This is a genomic window from Flavobacterium cellulosilyticum (assembly GCF_004349355.1).
Taxonomy (GTDB): domain Bacteria; phylum Bacteroidota; class Bacteroidia; order Flavobacteriales; family Flavobacteriaceae; genus Flavobacterium; species Flavobacterium cellulosilyticum.
Genome location: NZ_SMFK01000004.1, coordinates 237,729 through 258,175, shown reverse-complemented (window position 1 = coordinate 258,175; position 20,447 = coordinate 237,729). Strand labels below are relative to the sequence as shown.

Annotated in this window: 12 protein-coding genes; 7 read left to right on the top strand and 5 right to left on the bottom strand. The window is 34.3% G+C overall.

The features are described from left to right. Nucleotides 1-154: 154 nt before the first annotated feature. Together E0F76_RS09370 and E0F76_RS09365 are read right to left on the bottom strand one after the other, a co-directional pair. Nucleotides 155-343: a hypothetical protein gene (locus tag E0F76_RS09370; protein ID WP_132004690.1), complete on the bottom strand. Its 189-nt coding sequence runs from the start codon at nucleotides 341-343 to the stop codon at nucleotides 155-157. 207 nt (nucleotides 344-550) lie between these two features. Further along, complete coding sequence (locus tag E0F76_RS09365) at nucleotides 551-1,603, bottom strand: tyrosine-type recombinase/integrase (protein ID WP_132004687.1); 1,053 nt, start codon at nucleotides 1,601-1,603, stop codon at nucleotides 551-553. A gap of 226 nt (nucleotides 1,604-1,829) precedes the next feature. Here E0F76_RS09365 and E0F76_RS09360 point away from each other — a divergent pair, with 226 nt between their 5' ends. Next, nucleotides 1,830-2,270 (top strand): hypothetical protein, encoded by a 441-nt coding sequence (locus E0F76_RS09360; RefSeq protein WP_132004684.1) that lies wholly within the window; start codon nucleotides 1,830-1,832, stop codon nucleotides 2,268-2,270. Nucleotides 2,271-2,475: 205 nt separating this feature from the next. Then, nucleotides 2,476-3,420 carry a tRNA dihydrouridine synthase gene (locus E0F76_RS09355; RefSeq protein ID WP_132004681.1) on the top strand — a complete coding sequence of 315 codons (945 nt, stop codon included), beginning with the start codon at nucleotides 2,476-2,478 and terminating at the stop codon, nucleotides 3,418-3,420. 201 nt (nucleotides 3,421-3,621) lie between these two features. On the opposite strand, the gene ccsA is transcribed toward E0F76_RS09355, so the two are convergent. Then, entirely contained in the window at nucleotides 3,622-6,756 is a 3,135-nt protein-coding gene (ccsA, locus tag E0F76_RS09350) for a cytochrome c biogenesis protein (protein WP_132004678.1), read from the bottom strand. Between the two features lie 199 nt (nucleotides 6,757-6,955). Here ccsA and E0F76_RS09345 point away from each other — a divergent pair, with 199 nt between their 5' ends. The 4 genes from E0F76_RS09345 to E0F76_RS09330 all read left to right on the top strand — a co-directional run bounded on the left by E0F76_RS09345 (nucleotide 6,956) and on the right by E0F76_RS09330 (nucleotide 9,856). Next, complete coding sequence (locus tag E0F76_RS09345) at nucleotides 6,956-7,717, top strand: Rossmann-like and DUF2520 domain-containing protein (protein ID WP_132004676.1); 762 nt, start codon at nucleotides 6,956-6,958, stop codon at nucleotides 7,715-7,717. Next, nucleotides 7,701-8,228, top strand: coding sequence for a KdsC family phosphatase (locus E0F76_RS09340; RefSeq protein WP_132004673.1), 528 nt, complete (start codon nucleotides 7,701-7,703; stop codon nucleotides 8,226-8,228). Before E0F76_RS09345 ends, E0F76_RS09340 begins: the two co-directional genes overlap by 17 nt. Before the next feature lie 79 nt (nucleotides 8,229-8,307). Beyond that, nucleotides 8,308-8,961 (top strand): HAD family hydrolase, encoded by a 654-nt coding sequence (locus E0F76_RS09335; protein ID WP_132004671.1) that lies wholly within the window; start codon nucleotides 8,308-8,310, stop codon nucleotides 8,959-8,961. Nucleotides 8,962-9,013: 52 nt separating this feature from the next. Continuing rightward, the gene (locus E0F76_RS09330; protein ID WP_132004668.1) at nucleotides 9,014-9,856 is read left to right on the top strand and encodes a DUF2911 domain-containing protein; all 843 of its coding nucleotides are present in this window, start codon (nucleotides 9,014-9,016) and stop codon (nucleotides 9,854-9,856) included. A 62-nt stretch (nucleotides 9,857-9,918) separates the two neighbouring features. On the opposite strand, the gene E0F76_RS09325 is transcribed toward E0F76_RS09330, so the two are convergent. Together E0F76_RS09325 and E0F76_RS09320 are read right to left on the bottom strand one after the other, a co-directional pair. Then, nucleotides 9,919-11,631: a sodium:solute symporter family transporter gene (locus tag E0F76_RS09325; protein WP_132004665.1), complete on the bottom strand. Its 1,713-nt coding sequence runs from the start codon at nucleotides 11,629-11,631 to the stop codon at nucleotides 9,919-9,921. Between the two features lie 121 nt (nucleotides 11,632-11,752). Then, a complete protein-coding gene (locus E0F76_RS09320; protein ID WP_132004662.1) occupies nucleotides 11,753-14,284 on the bottom strand; it encodes a PIG-L family deacetylase in 2,532 nt (843 codons plus the stop codon). Nucleotides 14,285-14,471: 187 nt separating this feature from the next. On the opposite strand from E0F76_RS09320, the gene E0F76_RS09315 reads away from it, so the two are divergent. Next, nucleotides 14,472-20,435 (top strand): PKD domain-containing protein, encoded by a 5,964-nt coding sequence (locus E0F76_RS09315; protein WP_132004659.1) that lies wholly within the window; start codon nucleotides 14,472-14,474, stop codon nucleotides 20,433-20,435. Nucleotides 20,436-20,447 lie beyond the last annotated feature (12 nt).

The following is a 20,447-nucleotide window of genomic DNA, read 5'->3' as shown; positions in this document are numbered from 1 at the left end:
AGCTAGCTCAAAATGGCTGTTGGCGGTTCGGTTGTTTATTTATAATGTTTGACAATTCCAATTTAAGATTCGGTTAGGCGTTTCTGTTTTTAGTAATCTTTGTCAAACTTCTACTTTCCAGTTTTCGAATTTTATGTTTTTGTGGAGTAAATTTTTACCACAAATTATTATCATTTAAGATTTTAATTATTCCGATTAAAATAAATGCAATCCCCCCAAATATGCCTTTTATACGGTTTCCACTTTCAAAAACAGTTTCCTGTGATTTTTTCTTTTTTGTTATAAACCAAATGGTAAATATTCCAAAAGAAATTAAAGAGATACTTATTAAAATGTCTTTCACAAATAAATATTTTGATTATTAATATTCTTTCAATTTGCGTTTCTGCACTCAACTGACCGCTAACTCTTAAGTATACGCAACTCGTATAGTTGATACACTAGTAAAAGCTTGATAATTAGTTGTTTAATTTCGACTAGCCAAAAAAACGCAATGCGCATTTTTGGCTAGTCAATCTCTTTATTAATCACAAATATAAGAATAGTTGTGTTATAGTTTATCTAATGGACTAATTATTTTTCGAATATTTTTATCGCTTACTTCGGTATATATTAGGGTCGTTCTGATGTCACTGTGTCCTAAAAGTTCTTGTATGAATCGAATATCGGTTCCTTGCTCTAATAGATGCGTAGCAAAACTGTGTCGCAAACTATGTATGCTGACCACTTTGTTTAATTTTGACTTTTGTAGTGCATTTTTAAAAATCTGTTGGGTACTTCGGATGCTATACTGCCCGCCATATTGGCCCTCAAATAAATAATCTGTTGGCTTGTATTGGATAAAATAATGACGCAGTTGTGGTAAAATACTTTCTGGCAAATTGACATAACGGTCTTTCTTTCCTTTGGCTCGTTCGATAAAAACTTGCATCGATTTGCTGTCTATGTCTATGATTTTTAAATTCACAATTTCCGAAACTCTTAATCCTAATCCATAACAAAGTTTAAGGATAGTATTGTGTTTAAGATTGGGTGTGGCTTCAAACAGTTTTTTGATGTCGGCAGGAGCAATTACTTTTGGTAATTTTAAAGGTTTTTTTGGACGTGGTATTTCCAACATAAATCGTTCTCGCCTCAGTACTTGTTCATAATAAAACTTGATGGCATTTATGCGGCTGTGTATTGTAGCTTCGGTTAGTTTTAGTTCGTTGATGCAAAACAAAATATAATTGCGAATGTCCTCAACGGTAATGGTTTGGGCAGGGATTTCTTTGAGATAACTTAAATAAATGCCAAATTCATTGCGATAGGTTATTAAGGTTCTACCGCTATATCCCTTGAGTTGAATTTGTTCTATGAATCTTTTTAGAACCAATTGATTTCCAATTTGAATTTGTGACAATGCCGATTTTCCTTCGGAGATTGCTATTCTAAACCGCACTCGGTTTTCATCGGTATCAGGAAGATGCCAAGCCACAAGCGATTGACTCCAACGGGCCCCTTCTAATTGTTTTATTCGAGCAATTAATTCGATGTTTTTTTCGAAATAAACAGCGATTCTTTTGCTGCCTTTATGCGTGATGATTTTGGCTTCCCAGTTCATAATCAGTTATTTTAGTGTACTAAAGTAACTAATTATTTATTAGATTATTAAAAGTAATTTTGTATTCAATTTCTAGTTGTTTGTCGGTATCTTTTTTACGAATATAAGTGAAACTATTAGTTCACAAAAATTCGCAAAGTTCAAAATAATCCTTCTGCTTTTAAACTTTTAAAAAATAGTGGACTTTGCATAAAACTTTGCGAACTTTGCGCATAAATAATAGAAAATGAAAATAAATTTAAAAAACGGAATCGACAAACTCCTTTTCGGGATGAAACAAAACGATGTTATTGCCCTTTACGGTAAACCCAACCGAAATTACAAGGACGAAGACGACAATATAATTTTTGCCTATAACGCTCTGAAAATGCGTCTGACTTTCTATCAGGAAGAAGAATTGAAGTTGGGATATATTGTGGCTTCGAGTCCAGACTTGGATTTATTAGGCAACAAAATCATTGGAAAAAAAATCAATGAAGTCAAAAAGGTATTGGCGACCAAAGGAATCACTAAATTCACCCAAGAAGATTTTGATACTTTCGAAAACTATTTCAACGAGGAAAATTGGATTATTCTGCAAACGGAATACGAGGAAGTTGTTAAATTTGAAATTGGCGCCATTATCAATGCTAAGGACGAATTCGATTGGAAATTTGGAAAGAAATAAATTTGTTTTTGTAAAAGTTGCTGAATTAAAAGATATAATGCTTTAATCCCGATATTTTTTTTGAATATCGGGAAGTATTTGATTCAAAATGGACTTGATACCATTTTAAAATACCGATTTTTATGGCGAGTCTGTTTATTATCAATTGTACTTCAAAAAAACAGAACTGCGTAAAAGAATCCTATATTTGCACTTTATTTAATACATGGACTACACCTTACTTTCATCTCCTTTACAAGGGTTCACCGATTTTCGTTTTAGAAATGCTCAAAACAAGATTTTTGGAGGAATTGATACTTTTTATTCGCCTTACATCCGCTTGAATGGAAAACTGGAAATAAAATCATCCTATAATCGAGATTTACTACCCGAAAACAACAATAGTCTAGAGGTAATTCCGCAGATTATTACCAACGATGCCGATGAATTTCTGTTTGTCTCCAAGTATGTTCGCGAATTGGGGTATAAGGAATTGAATTGGAATTTAGGTTGCCCCTATCCTATGGTGACCAAATGTGGCATGGGTTCGGGTTTGATCAGTAATACCGAAAAAATAAACCATATTTTAGACAAAGTGCATTCGGAATCGGATATTATTGTCTCGATGAAAATGCGTTTGGGCTATGACACTACCGAAGAAATTTTGGATGTTTTTCCCATACTAGAAAAGTATCCCATTAAGAATGTCGCGATTCATGCCCGTATTGGCAAACAATTGTATAAAGGTGGCGTGCATTTGGATGCCTTCCAAGCTTGTGTTGACAACACCAAATTGAAACTCTATTACAATGGCGATATTACTAGCGTAGCTAAGTTTAAAGAGATGCAAGAGCGTTTCCCCACTATCGATCATTGGATGATAGGACGAGGATTAATAGGGGATCCTTTTTTGCCCAGCATGATTAAAAATAACTCCTTTGACTATCCTAAAAATAAAATGGAATTATTTAGTGAATTTCATGAAACCTTGTACCAAGGCTACAGCGAATCTTTATCTGGTTCTACCCATATTCTTTTGAAAATGCATCATTTATGGGAATACTTTTCGGTTATCTTTTCAAATCCTCATAAAGTACATAAAAAGATAAAAAAAGCACAAAGCATCAGGAATTACGAAACAGCTGTGAAGGAGGTTATAAAAGCGGGATAGCAATTCTTTGCATCGATTTGCGTGAGGGATAAAAGTGAAAATCCTCCCGATTTTTCATCGGGAGATTGAAACGAATAGCCCGACCCGAAGTTACAAGGCGATAGCCGGAGTAACTGACTGGTCACGCCCAAATAAAAATTAAAACAAAAAAAAAGGTTCAACTTTGCAGTTGAACCTTTCTAATTAAAAATAATATAGAATCTACTTCTTATAATATTTTTTATATTTTGGATAAGTTATAGCACCAAATAAGGCAATAGTACCTAAGGAATACCAAATCCAGCTTAATGATTTTGCCTCTCCACTAGCATATGAATGCAATCCTACCAAGTGGAAATTTACACCAAAATAAGTAAACAAAATAGATACGAATGCAAATACACTCATTAGATTAAAAACCCATTTTCCTCTAAGTGAAGGAACAAATCGAGAGTGAATTACAAAAGCATAAACCATGATACTTATCAATGCCCAAGTTTCTTTTGGATCCCAACCCCAATAGCGACCCCAACTTTCGTTAGCCCATTGTCCTCCAAGAAAATTCCCAATGGATAGCATTATCAGTCCAACTGTTAATGCCATTTCGTTGATATAAGTTATTTCCTTGATGTTCAATTTCATCTTATCTCTATTTTCGGCAGTAGTAAATAAAATCAATAATAAAGAAACAACTCCCAAAATCATTCCCAAAGCAAATGGACCATAACTGGCCACAATGATGGCAACATGAATCATTAACCAATACGAATTAAGTACGGGTTGCAAATTTGCAATTTCGGGATCAATCCAGTTCATGTAAGCAGCCGTTAGAATCATGGCAGTTACAAATGCCGATGAGGCGACGGTTAATTTTGATTTTATATCGAAGGCCAATCCAAAAAACATCGTTGCCCAAGCCACATAAATAATAGATTCGTAAGCATTACTCCAAGGCGCATGTCCAGAAATGTACCAACGCGATGCAAGTCCAAGGGTGTGTAATACAAAAAGTAACCCAATGATAACGTGAAAGATATTGATGATGATATTCAATATTTTTCGCTCTTTGAAAATGTTTAGAATAGTAAAAAACAACATTAAAAGGGCCGCATAAATGTACCAATAAGGCAACTTTTGAAACACATCGTATTTATTATACAAAATCTCCATATCGATTTTCTCTTCGCTTGGATGTACTTTACTACCAAATTTTTTCTGATAGCCATTGATACTTTCTAACAATTCATCTGCTTGCTTATAATCCTTTGTGTCAACAGCATGTTCTAGCGAACCAAAATACAAGGAAAGAATACTTGATGTATAGGTTGCTTCCATTCCTTTTAAACCAGAATGTTCTACTTCTGGTAATGAAATCCATTTGTTATTGGCATCATTTGGAATCGGAAATATTTTCAAGATACTACCTCCTAATGCATTATCCATCAAATTGATTTTTTTATCAGTTTCGATAAAATCTTTTTCAAACTGATTGGGGTTTGCCGATTTATAAGCGGTATCTAAGTATTTTGATAATTTATAGTTTCCCAAATCATCAAAAAAGGAAATGAATGATGCGTATTTTGCATCTGAGGCAACTCCGATTAGTTTACGAATACTGTCATTACCCGACTTGATATAAATTATTGGAGCATGAATCCACACTCTACCTTCCATTGTCATTGATAACAGCACCTGATCAGGATTCATCCCTTTATAGGTATTCTGATGGCTTACTTTTCGCAATAACTCTGATGAAAAAGTATTAATAGGTTTCATTCTTCCTCCAGCGTCTTGGATAATTAATCGTCCAAATTTAGCCGCATGCGCTTCTGAAACTTTGTGTTTTTCGAGTATCGAATCTATTTGCTGCGCGGTAGGTGTATGGCTTTGGTGTGCTTGTGCAAATGAAGCACAGCTAAATAATAAAACCAAAAGGGTAAGTAGTTTACTTTTTTTCATTTTTACGTTAGCCAATTTTCGTTTTAAATCTGCAAATCGGGAATGCTTCGTAAAAAGGATAGCCAACATAGAAAAATAGAGCATAAAATATCCAATATAAGTGATAAACGACCCCCAATAATCATGATTTACAGACAAAACCGTTCCTTTTTCATCGGGGTCGAATGAAGATTGAAAAAATCGGTATCCCTTATAATCCAAGATATTATTCATAAATATTCGGGCATCAAATGGTTTGTTTCCATCTTGAACAGTGACTTTACTTTCGAAAGAAGAATAACTTTTCTCGGTTCCAGGATATTTCTGGGCTATAAAATCATTTAATTTTAAACTAAAAGGTAAAGTGTAGACTTTACTTCCAAAGAAAAAAGTATATTCTAGTTCACCTATTTTAACAGATTTGGATTCAGCAACTCTTCCTTTAGAGCCAATAACAGTTACCATTTTTTGTTGACCATCGGCTGTCAATTTTAGTGTTAAAGCATCACTACTACCCTTCGCCTTATAATCATTTTTCGATTCATAATCGATAACACCTTTCACCGCAGGATCTGGAAAAACAAAACGTTTTTCGCCAATACTATATAAAGAACGCATCATTAAAGGTTGTTCTATATCTTTAACTACTTTCCCTTTTAACTGGTCCGCCATTCGCATAAAATCACCTTCAAATGGAGTCTGAATTGTTGAAACACCTTCTTTGATCGTTATATTTATTGCTCCTGCTGTAAATTTATTCAAGGTAAAAAGCACATTATGAATGTTTTGAATTTCACCTTCTTTTATAAAATGTTCTTCACGACCTCCATCACCAGCCTCAACAAGTTTAAGATACAAAACCCCTTTAGGATCCGGTTTTATTATCTCTTTGGCACCCATAATAAAATTTTCATATTTCACTTCAAATTGGGTCTCGGCAAAACTTTCATTTATAGAAAAGCTATTATTGGTAACCGGAGAAAGTCGTAAAGGTTTTTCAAAAACCCTACGCTTCATTTCTCCTTTGTAATCACCGTCAACAAAAACGGTTAGAAACATTTTATCAGAATAAAATACATTTTCAGTGGCGCCTTCACGAATAGGCATCATTCCTTCGAAACTAATATAACGTGTAATAAAAGCACCTGTAATAATAAAAACAAAAGACAAATGCAGCATAAGTGTTGCCCATTTTTCTTTTTTCAATAATTGATACCGCTTGATATTTCCAATAAAATTAATAAAGAAAAAAATCATAATTGCTTCAAACCACCATGAATTATAAACTAAAATACGTGCAGTGTCTGTGTTGTATTTGCTTTCAATAAATGTTCCAGTGCCCATAGCAATGGCAAAAGTTAAGAAAAGCATTGCCATTAGTCGTGTAGAAAACAAAATGGAAGCTATTTTTTTATTCATCTGTAAGTAATTACGTTTTTTTTAAAGTGCTACAAAAGTACTTAATTAAGTTGAGTTGCTAAATTGATAATTTGTTAATAAAAACCAAAAATGAAATAGTAAAAGAATATATAAAACAAGAAGGAAAACCACTTTGGTATGCCCATCAATTGAATCGCTTTAATATAGACTTTTATCTTTTTTTTGTTAAATTTGCCAAATGATTAAAATAGTTATTATTGGCTCCGGAAATGTTGCACAACACTTGATTATGGCTTTCGCCAAAAGCAAAGAAATCGTTGTATCACAAGTTTTTTCTAGGAGAAAAGAAACTATCAACCACTTAATCGATTCCAAAAAAATAACAGCTGATTTTAACGATTTGGCTGAAGCCGATTTGTATATCATCTCTGTTTCTGATGATGCAATAAGTGAAGTTTCATCACAATTAGCATTCGAAAATCGTCTTGTTGTTCATACTTCGGGCAGTGTTGCTATCGATTCATTAGACTCAAAAAACCGAAAAGGCGTTTTTTATCCTTTGCAAACTTTTTCAAAAAACAAAGCAGTCGATTTTAGCACAATTCCAATTTGCTTGGAAAGCGAAAACGAATCGGATTATGAGTTATTAGAAAAAGTGGCGCAATCCATTTCTAAAAACACCTACAAAATCAATGGTGATCAACGAAAATCCTTGCATGTAGCGGCTGTTTTTGTGAATAATTTCGTAAATCATTTGTACCATATAGGCAATGAAATTTGCATTGAAAATAAGGTTTCTTTCGATGTTTTAAAACCACTAATTCTGGAAACTGCAAATAAAGTACTATCGCTTTCGCCAAAAGATGCGCAAACAGGTCCTGCAATCCGAAACGACAAACATACCATTGAAGCTCATTTAGATTTTTTAACCAATGAGAATCAAGCTACACTATATAAATTACTAACACAATCGATTCAAAAAAATGGCAAAGAGTTATAAAGAAATAATGAACGACATCACTACTTTTATATTTGATGTAGACGGAGTGCTCACGGATGGTTCTGTTTTTGTAACCAACGAGGGTGAAATTCTAAGAACGATGAATATTCGGGATGGATATGCTCTAAAAGCAGCAGTTGAAAGTGGTTATAATGTTTGCATTATTTCTGGCGGAAGCAACGAAGGAGTTCGTGTGCGATTAAGAAATTTAGGTATAACAGACATTCATCTTGGAACGCCTGATAAAGTAGCCACTTTTGAAGAATATACAGAACTGTACAACATAAAGCCCGAAAACGTGCTGTATATGGGAGATGATATTCCCGATTATCATGTGATGCAACTTGTTGGACTACCAACTTGTCCTCAAGATGCTGCACCAGAAATCAAAGCTATATCACGTTATATTTCTCATAAAAATGGAGGAAAAGGAGCCGTTCGAGAAGTAATTGAGCAAGTAATGAAAGTTCAAGGAAAATGGATGTCTTATTTTGACGGAAAACATGATTAAAAAAAGTGGTCTGTGGTCAGTGATCAGTCATCACTTACACAAACACAGATCACTGATCACTAAATTATAAATAAAACAAATGAAACAAACAGTAATTTTTGATATGGATGGCGTAATCGTTGACACGGAACCCGTTCATAGTTATGCTTATTTTCAACATTTTTCTGAATTAAACATTGATGTTTCTGCAGCAATGTTTACTACATTTATGGGGAATTCTACCAGAAACACGTTCCAAAAACTAAAAGAATTATTCTCGTTAGATGGTGAAGTGGAAGATTTAATTCAAAGAAAACGAACCTTGTTTAATGATGCTTTTGACAATAAAGAAGATTTATATTTAATTGAAGGAGTCGAAAAATTAATTAAAAATCTCCATGAAAATGGGATGCAATTAATATTGGCTTCCTCAGCTTCGAAAGTAACAATAGAGCGCGTTTTTAATCGTTTTGGTTTGCATCAATATTTCACTCATATCGTCAGCGGAGAAGATTTCCCCAATTCAAAACCACATCCTGAAATATTTGAATATGCTGCTAGTTTATCTATTGCACCAAAAGAAAATTGTATTGTTATTGAAGACAGTAATAATGGTGTAAGAGCTGCAAAAGGAGCTGGAATTTTTTGCGTGGGTTATAATAGTGTGAATTCTAAACTACAAGATTTGTCTATGGCTGATCTCATTGTCAACGATTTTGATGAGTTGGATTTTAAAAAAATAACTAATTTTTAATATATTTTTCAGTTAACAAATTGTAATTTTGAATAAATCTAAATAATAAAATATGAAAAAAATAATTTTTATTTTAGCAATGATGATTGCTAATTACGCAACAGAAGCTCAAGTAAAAACGCCGCAGGCAAGTCCTAAGTCGACTTTAACACAAGTTGTTGGTTTAACAAATGTAGAAATTGTTTATTCTAGACCAAGTGCTAAAGGCAGATATGTTTTTAATAATTTAGTGCCTTTTGGAAAAATTTGGAGAACTGGAGCGAATGAGAACACCACAATATCTTTTAGTGACGATGTTGTTATAGATGGAAAAACTTTACCGAAAGGGAAATATGCTTTATATACAAATCCAAGAGCTGATAGTTGGGAAATCATTTTCTACTCCGCCACAGACAATTGGGGAACACCACAAACTTGGGAAGATTCCAAAGTTGTTTTGAAAGCAAATACAAAATCAGAACATCTCGATCGATTTGTTGAGAGTTTTACCATAGATATTGACAATTTAGATAACAACTATGCGGTTCTAGAGTTTAGTTGGGAAAACACTATTGCTAAGCTAAAATTTGAAGTTCCTACTCAAAAAATTGCCATGGCAAGTATCGAAAAAGCATTGGCAGGCCCATCAGCTGGAGATTATTACTCATCGGCCCAGTTTTTATATCAGTCAAATGGAGATAATGCAAAAGCCCAAACTTATATAGATAAAGCATTAGATTTAAGTGCAGACAAACCATTTTTTTATTACCGTTTAAAATCTTTGATTCAAGCCAAACAAGGCAACAAAAAAGGAGCTATTGAATCTGCTAAATTATCCCTAGCAGGTGCAACATCAGCAAACAACGAAGATTATATAAAAATGAATAAAGAAAGTATTGCTAATTGGAGTAACTAGTTTTATTACAAAGTACTACTATTTAAACTCCCGTTCCAAAATAATATTGGAACGGGATTTTTTTATGCTTTTTTTCGAAAAACTGTAAATTGTATCATCAATGACAAAATAATAGTTAGCATAGCCCCTATAAAGTTAAGCCACAAATAACCCAGTTTTTCTTCGCCACTTGGATAGATGTATATGGCAAAATAATAGATAATAAAAATGGTGATTTGGCTTATAACTGCACTCGAAAAAACGGCTTTTGCTTTTACATATTTCAAATAAAAACCCACAAGAAATATTCCCAAAACTGTTCCGTAAAATATAGAACCAATAATGTTAACTAATTGAATTAAATTTTCGAATAAAGTACCAATACTGGCAAATAAAATGGCAATTACACCCCAAAATAAAGTGAAAAATTTGGTAGCATTCACATAATGTCTTTCTGTTTTTTCTTCTTTTTGATTTCGTTTATAAATATCAATAGCCGTAGTCGATGCAAGTGCATTCAAACCTGAAGCAGTAGATGACATGGCTGCAGAAATGATTACAGCAAGTAATAACCCAATTAATCCTTTGGGTAAATAATGCAGAATAAAGTGGAAAAACACATAATCTTTGTCATTGGTTTCACTGTTTTCGTCTGCTTTATGAATTATTTCTTTGGCTCGATCCCTTAAATCTTTTTCTTTGTTTGACAAACCAATTAACTCCTTACGAAGAATAGGGTTGTCATAATCCTGATTCAATTGATCAATGTATAATAAATTAATTACCTTTTTGTCTTCAGAAAGAGCATCTAACTTTTTTTCTAAAGTATGGTATTCCTCTTTATACTGGGATTTTTCAATAATTGTTTTGTTGTTGGGATTAAAATTTAAAGGAACTGGATTGAATTGAAAAAAGACAAATACCATAACACCTGTCAACAATATAAAGAATTGCATGGGCACTTTAAGAAGTCCGTTCATTATCAAGCCCATTTGGCTTTCTCGTACGGATTTCCCAGACAAATAGCGACCTACTTGGGATTGATCTGTTCCAAAATAGGCCAAAGCAAGAAAAAATCCTCCTGTAATTCCACTCCAAAATGTATATTTCTCCTCGGGATCAAAAGAAAAATTTACAATGTCCATTTTATCATTGGCTCCTGCAATATGCAAAGCACTACTAAAAGTCATATCGTTTGGTAAATAATGCAATATGAGAAAGAAAGTAATAATCATTCCTGACATAATTACAAACATTTGTTGTTTTTGAGTAACGTTCACAGCCTTTGTACCTCCAGAAAAAGTATAAATTATAACCAGGACACCTATTACAATATTCATTATCGTTAGATTCCAACCCAATAAAGCCGATAAAATTATGGCAGGTGCATAAATAGTTAACCCTGTTCCTAACCCTCTTTGAACTAAAAATAAAATAGCAGCAAGAGAACGCGTTCTTAAATCGAACCGTTTTTCGAGGTATTCATAAGCCGTAAAAACTTTGTATTTATGGTAGAGCGGAATAAAAGTCACGCAGATTACCACCATGGCAATTGGCAATCCAAAATAGAATTGCAAAAACCCCATTCCATCATGATATGCTTGACCTGGAGTCGAAAGAAAAGTAATGGCACTGGCTTGAGTTGCCATAACCGAAAGTCCCACCGTATGCCACGGAGTTTCATTGCTACCTAGAATATAATCTTCTACGTTCTTGCTGCCTTTTGTTTTCCATACGCCGTAAATCACGATGAAAAGTAAGGTTACAATAAGTACGATCCAGTCAAATAATTGCATGTTTTAGGAGTATAATTTCATTAAAAAATAAAAAATCAAAATATAGATTGCATTAGCCACAAGAACCCAAGTGTAGCTTTTCTTCCAAGTTTTTACTTTTTTATTGTCCATAATTGTTTTTTTAAGGCTTTACATTTTCAGCTGGAATAGTCACTGGATTTTTCAAGGAAATCATATTCGATAGCAGTTTATAGGTTCCGGAAATTCCTTCTGGCAATTCTCTAAAGAAACTCAACCCCGTATAAATATAATATCCTTTTCCATATGGAGCGACTAATAAAGCTCCATTTTTTGGCGATTCTCCTGTATCATTTGAAGATAAAATAGGGACAAAGGCTTTATCGTATTCATTAGGATAATACAATCCTTGTTCTTGTTTCCAACCTTCGAAATCTTTTAAGGTAATTTTATTAGGTGCATTAAGAACTGGATGGTTTGGAGCCAAAAAACGAACGGCAGCATTTTCTTCGGTCACTCTATCACGGGAAATTTTTAAAGGAAAGGGCGCTATTTGATCCGTTACCAAGTCATTTGGCGTATTGTATTGGACCAGCATTGTCTTGCCTCCTTTTACAAAATCAAAAAGAATATTTTGTTTATTTCCTAGTGTTTGCAACGTATTATAGGCTCTAACTCCAGTCATTACAACATCAAAATTGGCCATTTTTTCTGGAGAGATATCTTCAGGATTAAGAATGGAGACTTTATAACCCATTTGCGTTAAACTATTTGGAACCTCATCTCCAGCTCCCATAATATAGGCGATTTTTTCGCCGTTTGTTTTTAAATCCATTCGAATAAATTTCGATTCCGCCGACTTCAATATTTGTTGTTTCGTTATATGATTAAAATCGATTATAATTTGTTCTTTATCAAATTTTTTATTATCAATAGTTGCAATGCTTTTGGCTATTACTTCGTCTTGGTTATTTGGAGGAGTTACTTCGAAATACACTCTTTGTTCGTCTCCTTTTTTATCAAAATTAAAAGGAATGAATTGCGGAGCAACTTGCCAGTTTTTCGGTAATTCTAATTGCAAATTTCCTTTCACCTTATCTTTTCCAGCTTTTACTTTTACAGCAATATATTTCTTGTTAGTATTTGCAAAAAGCGACACTTTATCTACAATACACATCGTTACTTCTGGAACTATATCCAGATAATTGTATACTTCTCCTTTAACTTTGTCATTGTATTTATAAATTACATTGCGCTCAAAAGGAATTTCATTTCCATTAATTTGAATCGTAAAAACAAGTTTTACTTCCCTAATTATATCAGGAATTCCGATGTTTAATTGATCCGTTACAGTGTACATTCCTTCCGTTCCTTTTTCTTTTAACCAGTAAGGTTGTGTATATTCAATCGAATCAGGTAATTGTAAATCAAGAGTAATTGTTTGCGAAATATTATTTTTTAAATCTAACTTTTGATTTGTAATTTTTTGTTCTGGATAGGTCTTGATATTTATCAATTGCATCGGAATTGAACTTCTATTAATAGTTTCCAATTTCAATTTAACACTGCTTCCTGGTGTAGCTTCTTGATTTTCGGCAACTGCTTCGAGGAATAAACCGGAGCAAGCCGATATGCAATTTGTAATTTCGGCTAATTTAATAGATTTCCAATGATTTTCGTCCAAAGTTTGAATCATGGAATAAGCCTTTACTAAATCGGAAACACTGGCCGAAGGATTTTTAAAATTAAATTCCGAAGCAATCTTAGTAAGCAATTCACCGACAGCTTTTCCCCGAGAAATTTTATTCCATGACGTATCAATTCCTTCAAAAATGGAAGATTTATTCTGAAGTGATTGCCCTTTTATTAATTCTAAATATTCTGTTTCCTCACCTCTACTTCCAGTACTACCAAATCCTTGCGATTGGTGACTACTTCTACTCAACGCTGCAATTTCCTGATTTGATTTCCCGATAGATGAATAATAAACACCGGTTTCCAAAGTAAATAAATTGGTTTTATTGGCAGCGTCAAACTTTTCCTTACTTCCATAAAACCACCATGTAGTGTTAAAAAAAGCTCTTTTGGGTTGCCAAGGCTTAACCCATTTTAATTGTTCTGGAAAAGCAGTTGGATTATTGGCTAAATCAAAACTTTCGACACTTAACATGGCAGATGCAGTGTGGTGACCGTGGGTATTTCCAGACGTACGGTTGTCAAATCGGTCGATAATGACATCGGGTTGGAATTTTCGAATTGTCCAAACAATATCCGAAAGCACTTTTTCTTTATCCCAAATTTCTAATGTTTCTTCAGGATTCTTGGAAAAACCAAAATCATTGGCTCTAGTAAAAAACTGCTCTCCACCATCAATTTTTCGGGCTTCAATTAGTTCTTGCGTTCTAATAACTCCTAATAATTCTCGTAATTGTGGTCCAATTAAATTTTGCCCACCATCGCCACGTGTCATCGACAAATAACCAGTTCTTGCTTTTGTTTCATTAGATAAATAAGAAATTAAACGGGTGTTTTCATCGTCAGGATGTGCAGCAATATACAGTACTGATCCTAAAAAATTTAACTTCAGGATTTGATTATAAATGGTGACTGCATTTGGTTTTTGAGGTTGTTGTGCATTCACAACTTGATAAGAAATCAGAAATAGTAAAAAAAAACGAATAAAAGCTTTTTGCATTTTTATATAATTTAATTTGCAATTAGCCCAAATATAGTAATTTTAAAATTTTAAACATCATCCAAATATTTATTTTAAAATAAGGGAAACCATATTAAAATAACTTTCATAAACCGTAAGTTTGGTATTTTATTACAAGATGGAGCGTTTCCTAATTATTTAGATAAATATAATCGCATAACTGCCTATGAAAAGTCTTTTCAAATTAATATTTATATTTATTGTAATACATTTTAGTTGCGTTTTAAATGCTAAAGATATTTGTAGCGCCAATATTTTGGCATTACCATCAGCAACTATTTCTGGAACAACAGCAGTTTGCCAAAATGCTTCGCAACCTCTAATAACATTTACAGGATCTGGAGGAACGGCTCCTTATACTTTTACATATACCATTAATGGAGGAGCGGATTTAATTGTTAAAACAACTGGAAGTAATAATTCAGTTACAGTTCTCGTGAATACTACTAATACTGGTACATTTAATTATAATTTAATTAGTGTTCATGATTCTGCTAATCCAAATCCTGAACAACCTAGTCTTGATATTGCAACGGTTACTGTAAATGCACCTACTAATGTAGATTTTACATTTACTAATAATACTACTTGTTCAGGAACTGTAATTCAATTTGCTGCTACTGCATCAGGAACAGCCTCTTATACTTATGCTTGGGATTTTGGCGATGGCACAACCTCAGCACAACAAAATCCTAGTCATTCTTTTGTTTCATTAGGTTGTGGTACTGCTAACTTCAACGTAACTTTAACTGTAAAAGGTGGTGGTTGCACAATTTCAAAAACTAAGATTATCACAGTAATACAAAAACCTGATATTAGTTTTAGTGATATAAATAATCCATTTGATCCATTTAACAATTGTGCAAATGCATCATCAAATGCTGTTTACTCAGTCAAGGTTGGTAATTCTTCAGCTTCAACATGTGTATCATCATATTCAATAAATTGGGGGGATGGAAATACACAAAATAGTATAACATTCCCAATTACCCATAATTACGCTACTATTGGTGCATACTCTATGATTATTACCGCAGTCGGGAACAATGGTTGTATTAATTCCAAAACTTATATTATCAAAAATGTCTCAAATCCATTAGGAGGATTAAATAGTCCTGGTTCAACCCAAAATTTATGTGCCCCAACTACAAATCTACAATTTTCCATTTCCAATTGGGGAAGCAATTCTATAGATACAACTTATAAAATAAATTATAGCGACGGCTCGCCAACTGTAATTTTAACTCAAAACCAATTAAATAGCTCAACTTATTATAATTTATCAGACCCCTCTAATTCTACTAACTACCCAATCCCACATGTTTACTCTACAAGTAGTTGTCCATCACCCAGTTTTGAAGTAAAATTAGATGTAACCAATGCATGTGGTACCACACCATTTACATTAGGGAACATCTCTATATTGACTAAACCAACTGCAAATTTTACTTCACCACCTAATGCTTGTATTAATTCTAATGTTTTATTTACAAATACAACTGTTTCAGGATATGGTCAAAATTGTGTTCAAGGCTCTATTTATACATGGGATTTCGGGGATGGTTCACCTCTTATAACAACTCCAATATCTTCCCCTCAAAATATAAATCATACTTATACTACTTCTGGAACTTTTACAATTACCCTAACTTCCCAAAATGGATGTGGAACTTCTTCAAAAACGCGACAGATATGTATTGAATCTCCTCTTGTTCCCACGTTTACCTTAAACAACACTACTGGTTGTTCCCCGCAAGCGATAACATCAACAAATACAACAAGTGAAACAAATTCTTGTATTCCTCCAACTTATATCTGGAGTACCACTTTTGTTCCTTCATCATGTGGTTCAAGTATTACGGCAATTCCTAATCAAACCGCCACAAATGCCTCTTATAATTTCACTGAACCTGGAACATATACTATAAAACTCACCGCTACAAATTCTTGTGGTAGTTTTTCCACTTCACAAACGGTAATTGTCAAAAAACCACCTACTGTAACAATAAATGCACTATCCAATTTTTGCGGACCAACGACTATAAACCCAACAGCGATAGTGAATAGTTGTGCTCCCGCTACTAGCACTTTGACCTATGCATGGAGTTTTCCAGGAGGCACTCCATCTTCATCTACTTCGGCTGTTCCTGGAGCAATTAGCTATTCCGCAGCTGGAAATTATACAGTTTCATTATCCGTTACTAATGAATGTGGGACTACGATGGCTACGAATCAATCTTTTACAATCAACTCTACTCCTACAATTACTGGCAATTTGTCTTCTTGTGTTGGTTTTTCGTCACAGTTAACTGGTTCAATAACTGCTGCAACAGCTTTTCCTTGGATCTCTTCAAATCCGTCAATAGCAACTGTTAGCGCAACAGGATTAGTAAGCGGTGTTTCAGGAGGAACCACTACTATTACTTATACCAATTCTAATAATTGTAAAACGACTGCATTATTTACTGTCAATGCAGCTCCTACAATTACACAGCCCACTTCCAGTACAGTTTGTCAGGGAGCTAATCCAATTCCCTTATCCATTACAATTAGTGGAGCAACTGGAAGCCCAACTTATCAGTGGTATTCCAATGTTGCAAACGATACTACTACAGGAACTGCAATACCAAATGAAACAAATACAACTTACACCCCTTCTTATGCAACAGTTGGTACTACCTATTATTATTGTATTATTACTTTGCCTTCCGGTGATTGTTCAAGTATTAAATCAAATACCGCTACAATAACTATTAATAGTGGCGCTACAATTAATTCTCAGCCTACTGCAACACAAAGTTTATGTGTTGGTGCAACTATTTTATCTCCACTAAGTATTATGTTTTCAGGTGGGACTGGAAGTGTTAGTTACCAATGGTATTCTAATACATCCTTGTCGAATGTTGGTGGGACTGCAATTACAGGAGCAACAAACTCAGGATATACTCCACCCGCAAATATAGTAAGTGGAAACTATAACTATTATGTATCCGTTTCGTTCTCAGGAAATGGTTGTGGTCCAATATCAAGTGATCCAGCTGAAATTATTGTTGTTAGTGATCCAATAGTTGACACACAGCCATTGTCTACTCAAACCTTATGTCAAAGTGCAACTCCAACTAATTTGACAGTATCTACGAGCGGAGGAATTGGCACATTTACTTATCAATGGTATTCAAATAGTGTAAACTCAAATACAGGTGGAACTTCAGTTTTTGTAGCAACAAATAACAGCTTTACTCCTCCAACATCCGTAGTTGGAAAAACCTACTACTATTGTTTGATTTCACAAACAGGAAGAGGTTGCAGTGTCCTAAGTGCCACGGCTGAAGTGATTATCAATTTGGCTCCAAAAATAGTGACTCAACCCCAATCTAGCACTGTGTGTTTAGGTACTACACCAACACTTTTAACGGTAAGTTATAGTAATGGTGCTGGAACACCATCGCATCAATGGTATTCCAATAATGTCAATTCAACCACAGGAGGCACTTCAATTTCTGGCGCATCAACTGCATCGTATGCACCACCAAAAACAGCCATTGGAACTGAATATTATTATTGTATCATCACTTTACCAGTAGGTGGCTGTTCTATTCTAACATCAAATATTGCAGCTGTTACCATCAATCCAATCCCTGTTATTTCAAACAAAAACACAACAATATGTAGTGGAAATTCATTTACAATTACTCCTGACAATAGTAATGGTGACACTGTACCTGCTGGCCCAAGCTATACTTGGACGAATCCTACAATTAGTCCTTCAAATTCAATTTTGGGAGCATCGGCTCAATCGGTTCCTCAATCTTCAATTGGCCAAACACTGATCAATACTACGACCAATCCTGCAACGGTGACTTATAAAGTGACCCCTCTTTCAGGAGTTTGTTCTGGGACTATTTTTACAGTAGTTGTTACAGTAAATCCATCCATTTCTACAAATGTAATTTCAAATAACAGCAGTTGTTTTGGAGCAAATAATGGATCCATCAAAACCAATGTGACTGGGGGAATCCCTTTTAATTCAGGACCTCCCTATATTATTTCTTGGACAGGACCAAACGGATTTACCGCCTCTACATCTGGTATTTCTAATTTAATACCCGGAAATTATAACCTAACTATAACGGATGCTGGAGGTTGCCCTTTTGATAAAAGTTATACCATCTCTGAACCGAATGAAATTATCATATTCACCGATGAAAAAAAAGACATCACTTGCTACAATTCTGCCAACGGTAAAATTAAAATCTCCATTTCAGGCGGAACATTAAATTATACTTTTGCATGGACAAAAAACGGAATCCCTTATGCCTCCACTGAAGATGTATCAAATTTAAGTCCTGGTGTTTATAGTGTTAAAGTTTCTGACGTAAATAATTGTGGGCCAGCAACGGCGTCGTTTACCATCGCTGAACCACCAATTTTGGTAGTAAATTTAGCGAGCAAAACCGATGTTATTTGCTATGGACAACCAACCGGAGCTATAACTCTAAATAGTTCTGGTGGAACATTGCCCTATACTTATGCATGGACTGGTCCAAATGGATTTACAAGTACCAATCAAAATTTGACGAATCTTTTTGCAGGATCCTATACTTTAATTGTTACCGATAATTTGGGTTGTTTCAAATCATTAAATATTACATTAACTCAATCGACAGCAATTAGTATAAAAGCAACTACAACTCCAATTACTTGTTATGGTGACAATAATGCATCTATCAATATTGCAATTTCTGGAGGTGTGGCTCCTTATCAAATTTCGTGGAGTAATTTTGCAATAGGAACTTTTCAAAATAATTTATCGGCTGGAGATTATTTAGTTACAGTCACTGACAACTTAAACTGTGTTCAAACCTTAAACATAAACATTCCCGAAGCACCTATTTTCACTGTCAATCCCGTGGTAAAAAACATCAGTTGTTTTGGCGCAAATAATGGGAGTATTGACCTGAATTTTATTGGAGGTATTGCACCAATTAAATTAAATTGGAGTGATGGTTCTACAGCTGGAACTACCAGAAATAATTTGAAACCTGGATCCTACACTGTCACAATTATAGATTCAAAACCTTGTACAATCACTAGGACTTTCATTATACTTGAGCCTCAATTATTAGTCCTCTCCGCTAATCTCACCCATGCTTTAGATTGTGATAATGCCAATAGCGGTGCCATAAATCTTCTCGTTTCAGGTGGTTCTGCACCGTTCACTTATGTATGGTCTAACGGAGCTACAACCGAAGATTTAAATAACATACCTGCAGGAAATTATTTGGTGACTGTAAAAGATGCCAATGGTTGTTCCAAACAAGCGCAATACAGCATCAATAGACCGCCACCAATTGTGACGAATGTTGTAACCAAAACAGATTTTGATTGTGAAACCAAATATGTACATCAAACCTTTGTGGCGCAAGTTTCGGGTGGGGTTCCACCCTACCAATTGGTTTGGTCAAGTGGTACTTTTAGTGGTCCGAATAATGAATTTATGAATACGAGCCAAAACGGAACAGCAATTTTATCCGCAACCGATGCTATGGGATGCAAATCAACGGTCGCTTTCAATGTTAAATTACAAAATCTTGGAACACCTTCGTTTGATTCAAGTTCATTTGCCTATTCCACTTTTGGTACTTATTCCATAAATGACCCTATACAGTTTACCAATACGTCTACAGGAGATTATATCAGCATGATATGGGATTTTGGGGATGGCACCACATCAACTGAACTCAACCCAGTTCATACATTCATCAATCCAAAAGAGTATGTAGTGACACAAACAGTTAGCTATCCATTCGGATGTATTTATGTGCAAAAGATCACATTTAGTATCGGAAAAGGGTATGTATTAGTAGTTCCAAATGCATTTACTCCAAATAACGATGCTCTCAATGATACTTTTAGACCAGTAACCAAGGCTTTAAAAAATGTACGTTTGGATGTTTATGACACATGGGGTTCCATAATCTATTCAGAAACTGGTGACGTATTGCGAGGTTGGGATGGAAAAATAAAAGGATTTAATGCAGAAAATGGCAATTACTACTGTAAAGTAAGTGGCGCAACTTTTTATGGAACTATTGTCAATGAAAACCATCCTTTTGTTTTACTAAAATAAGAACTAAAAAAA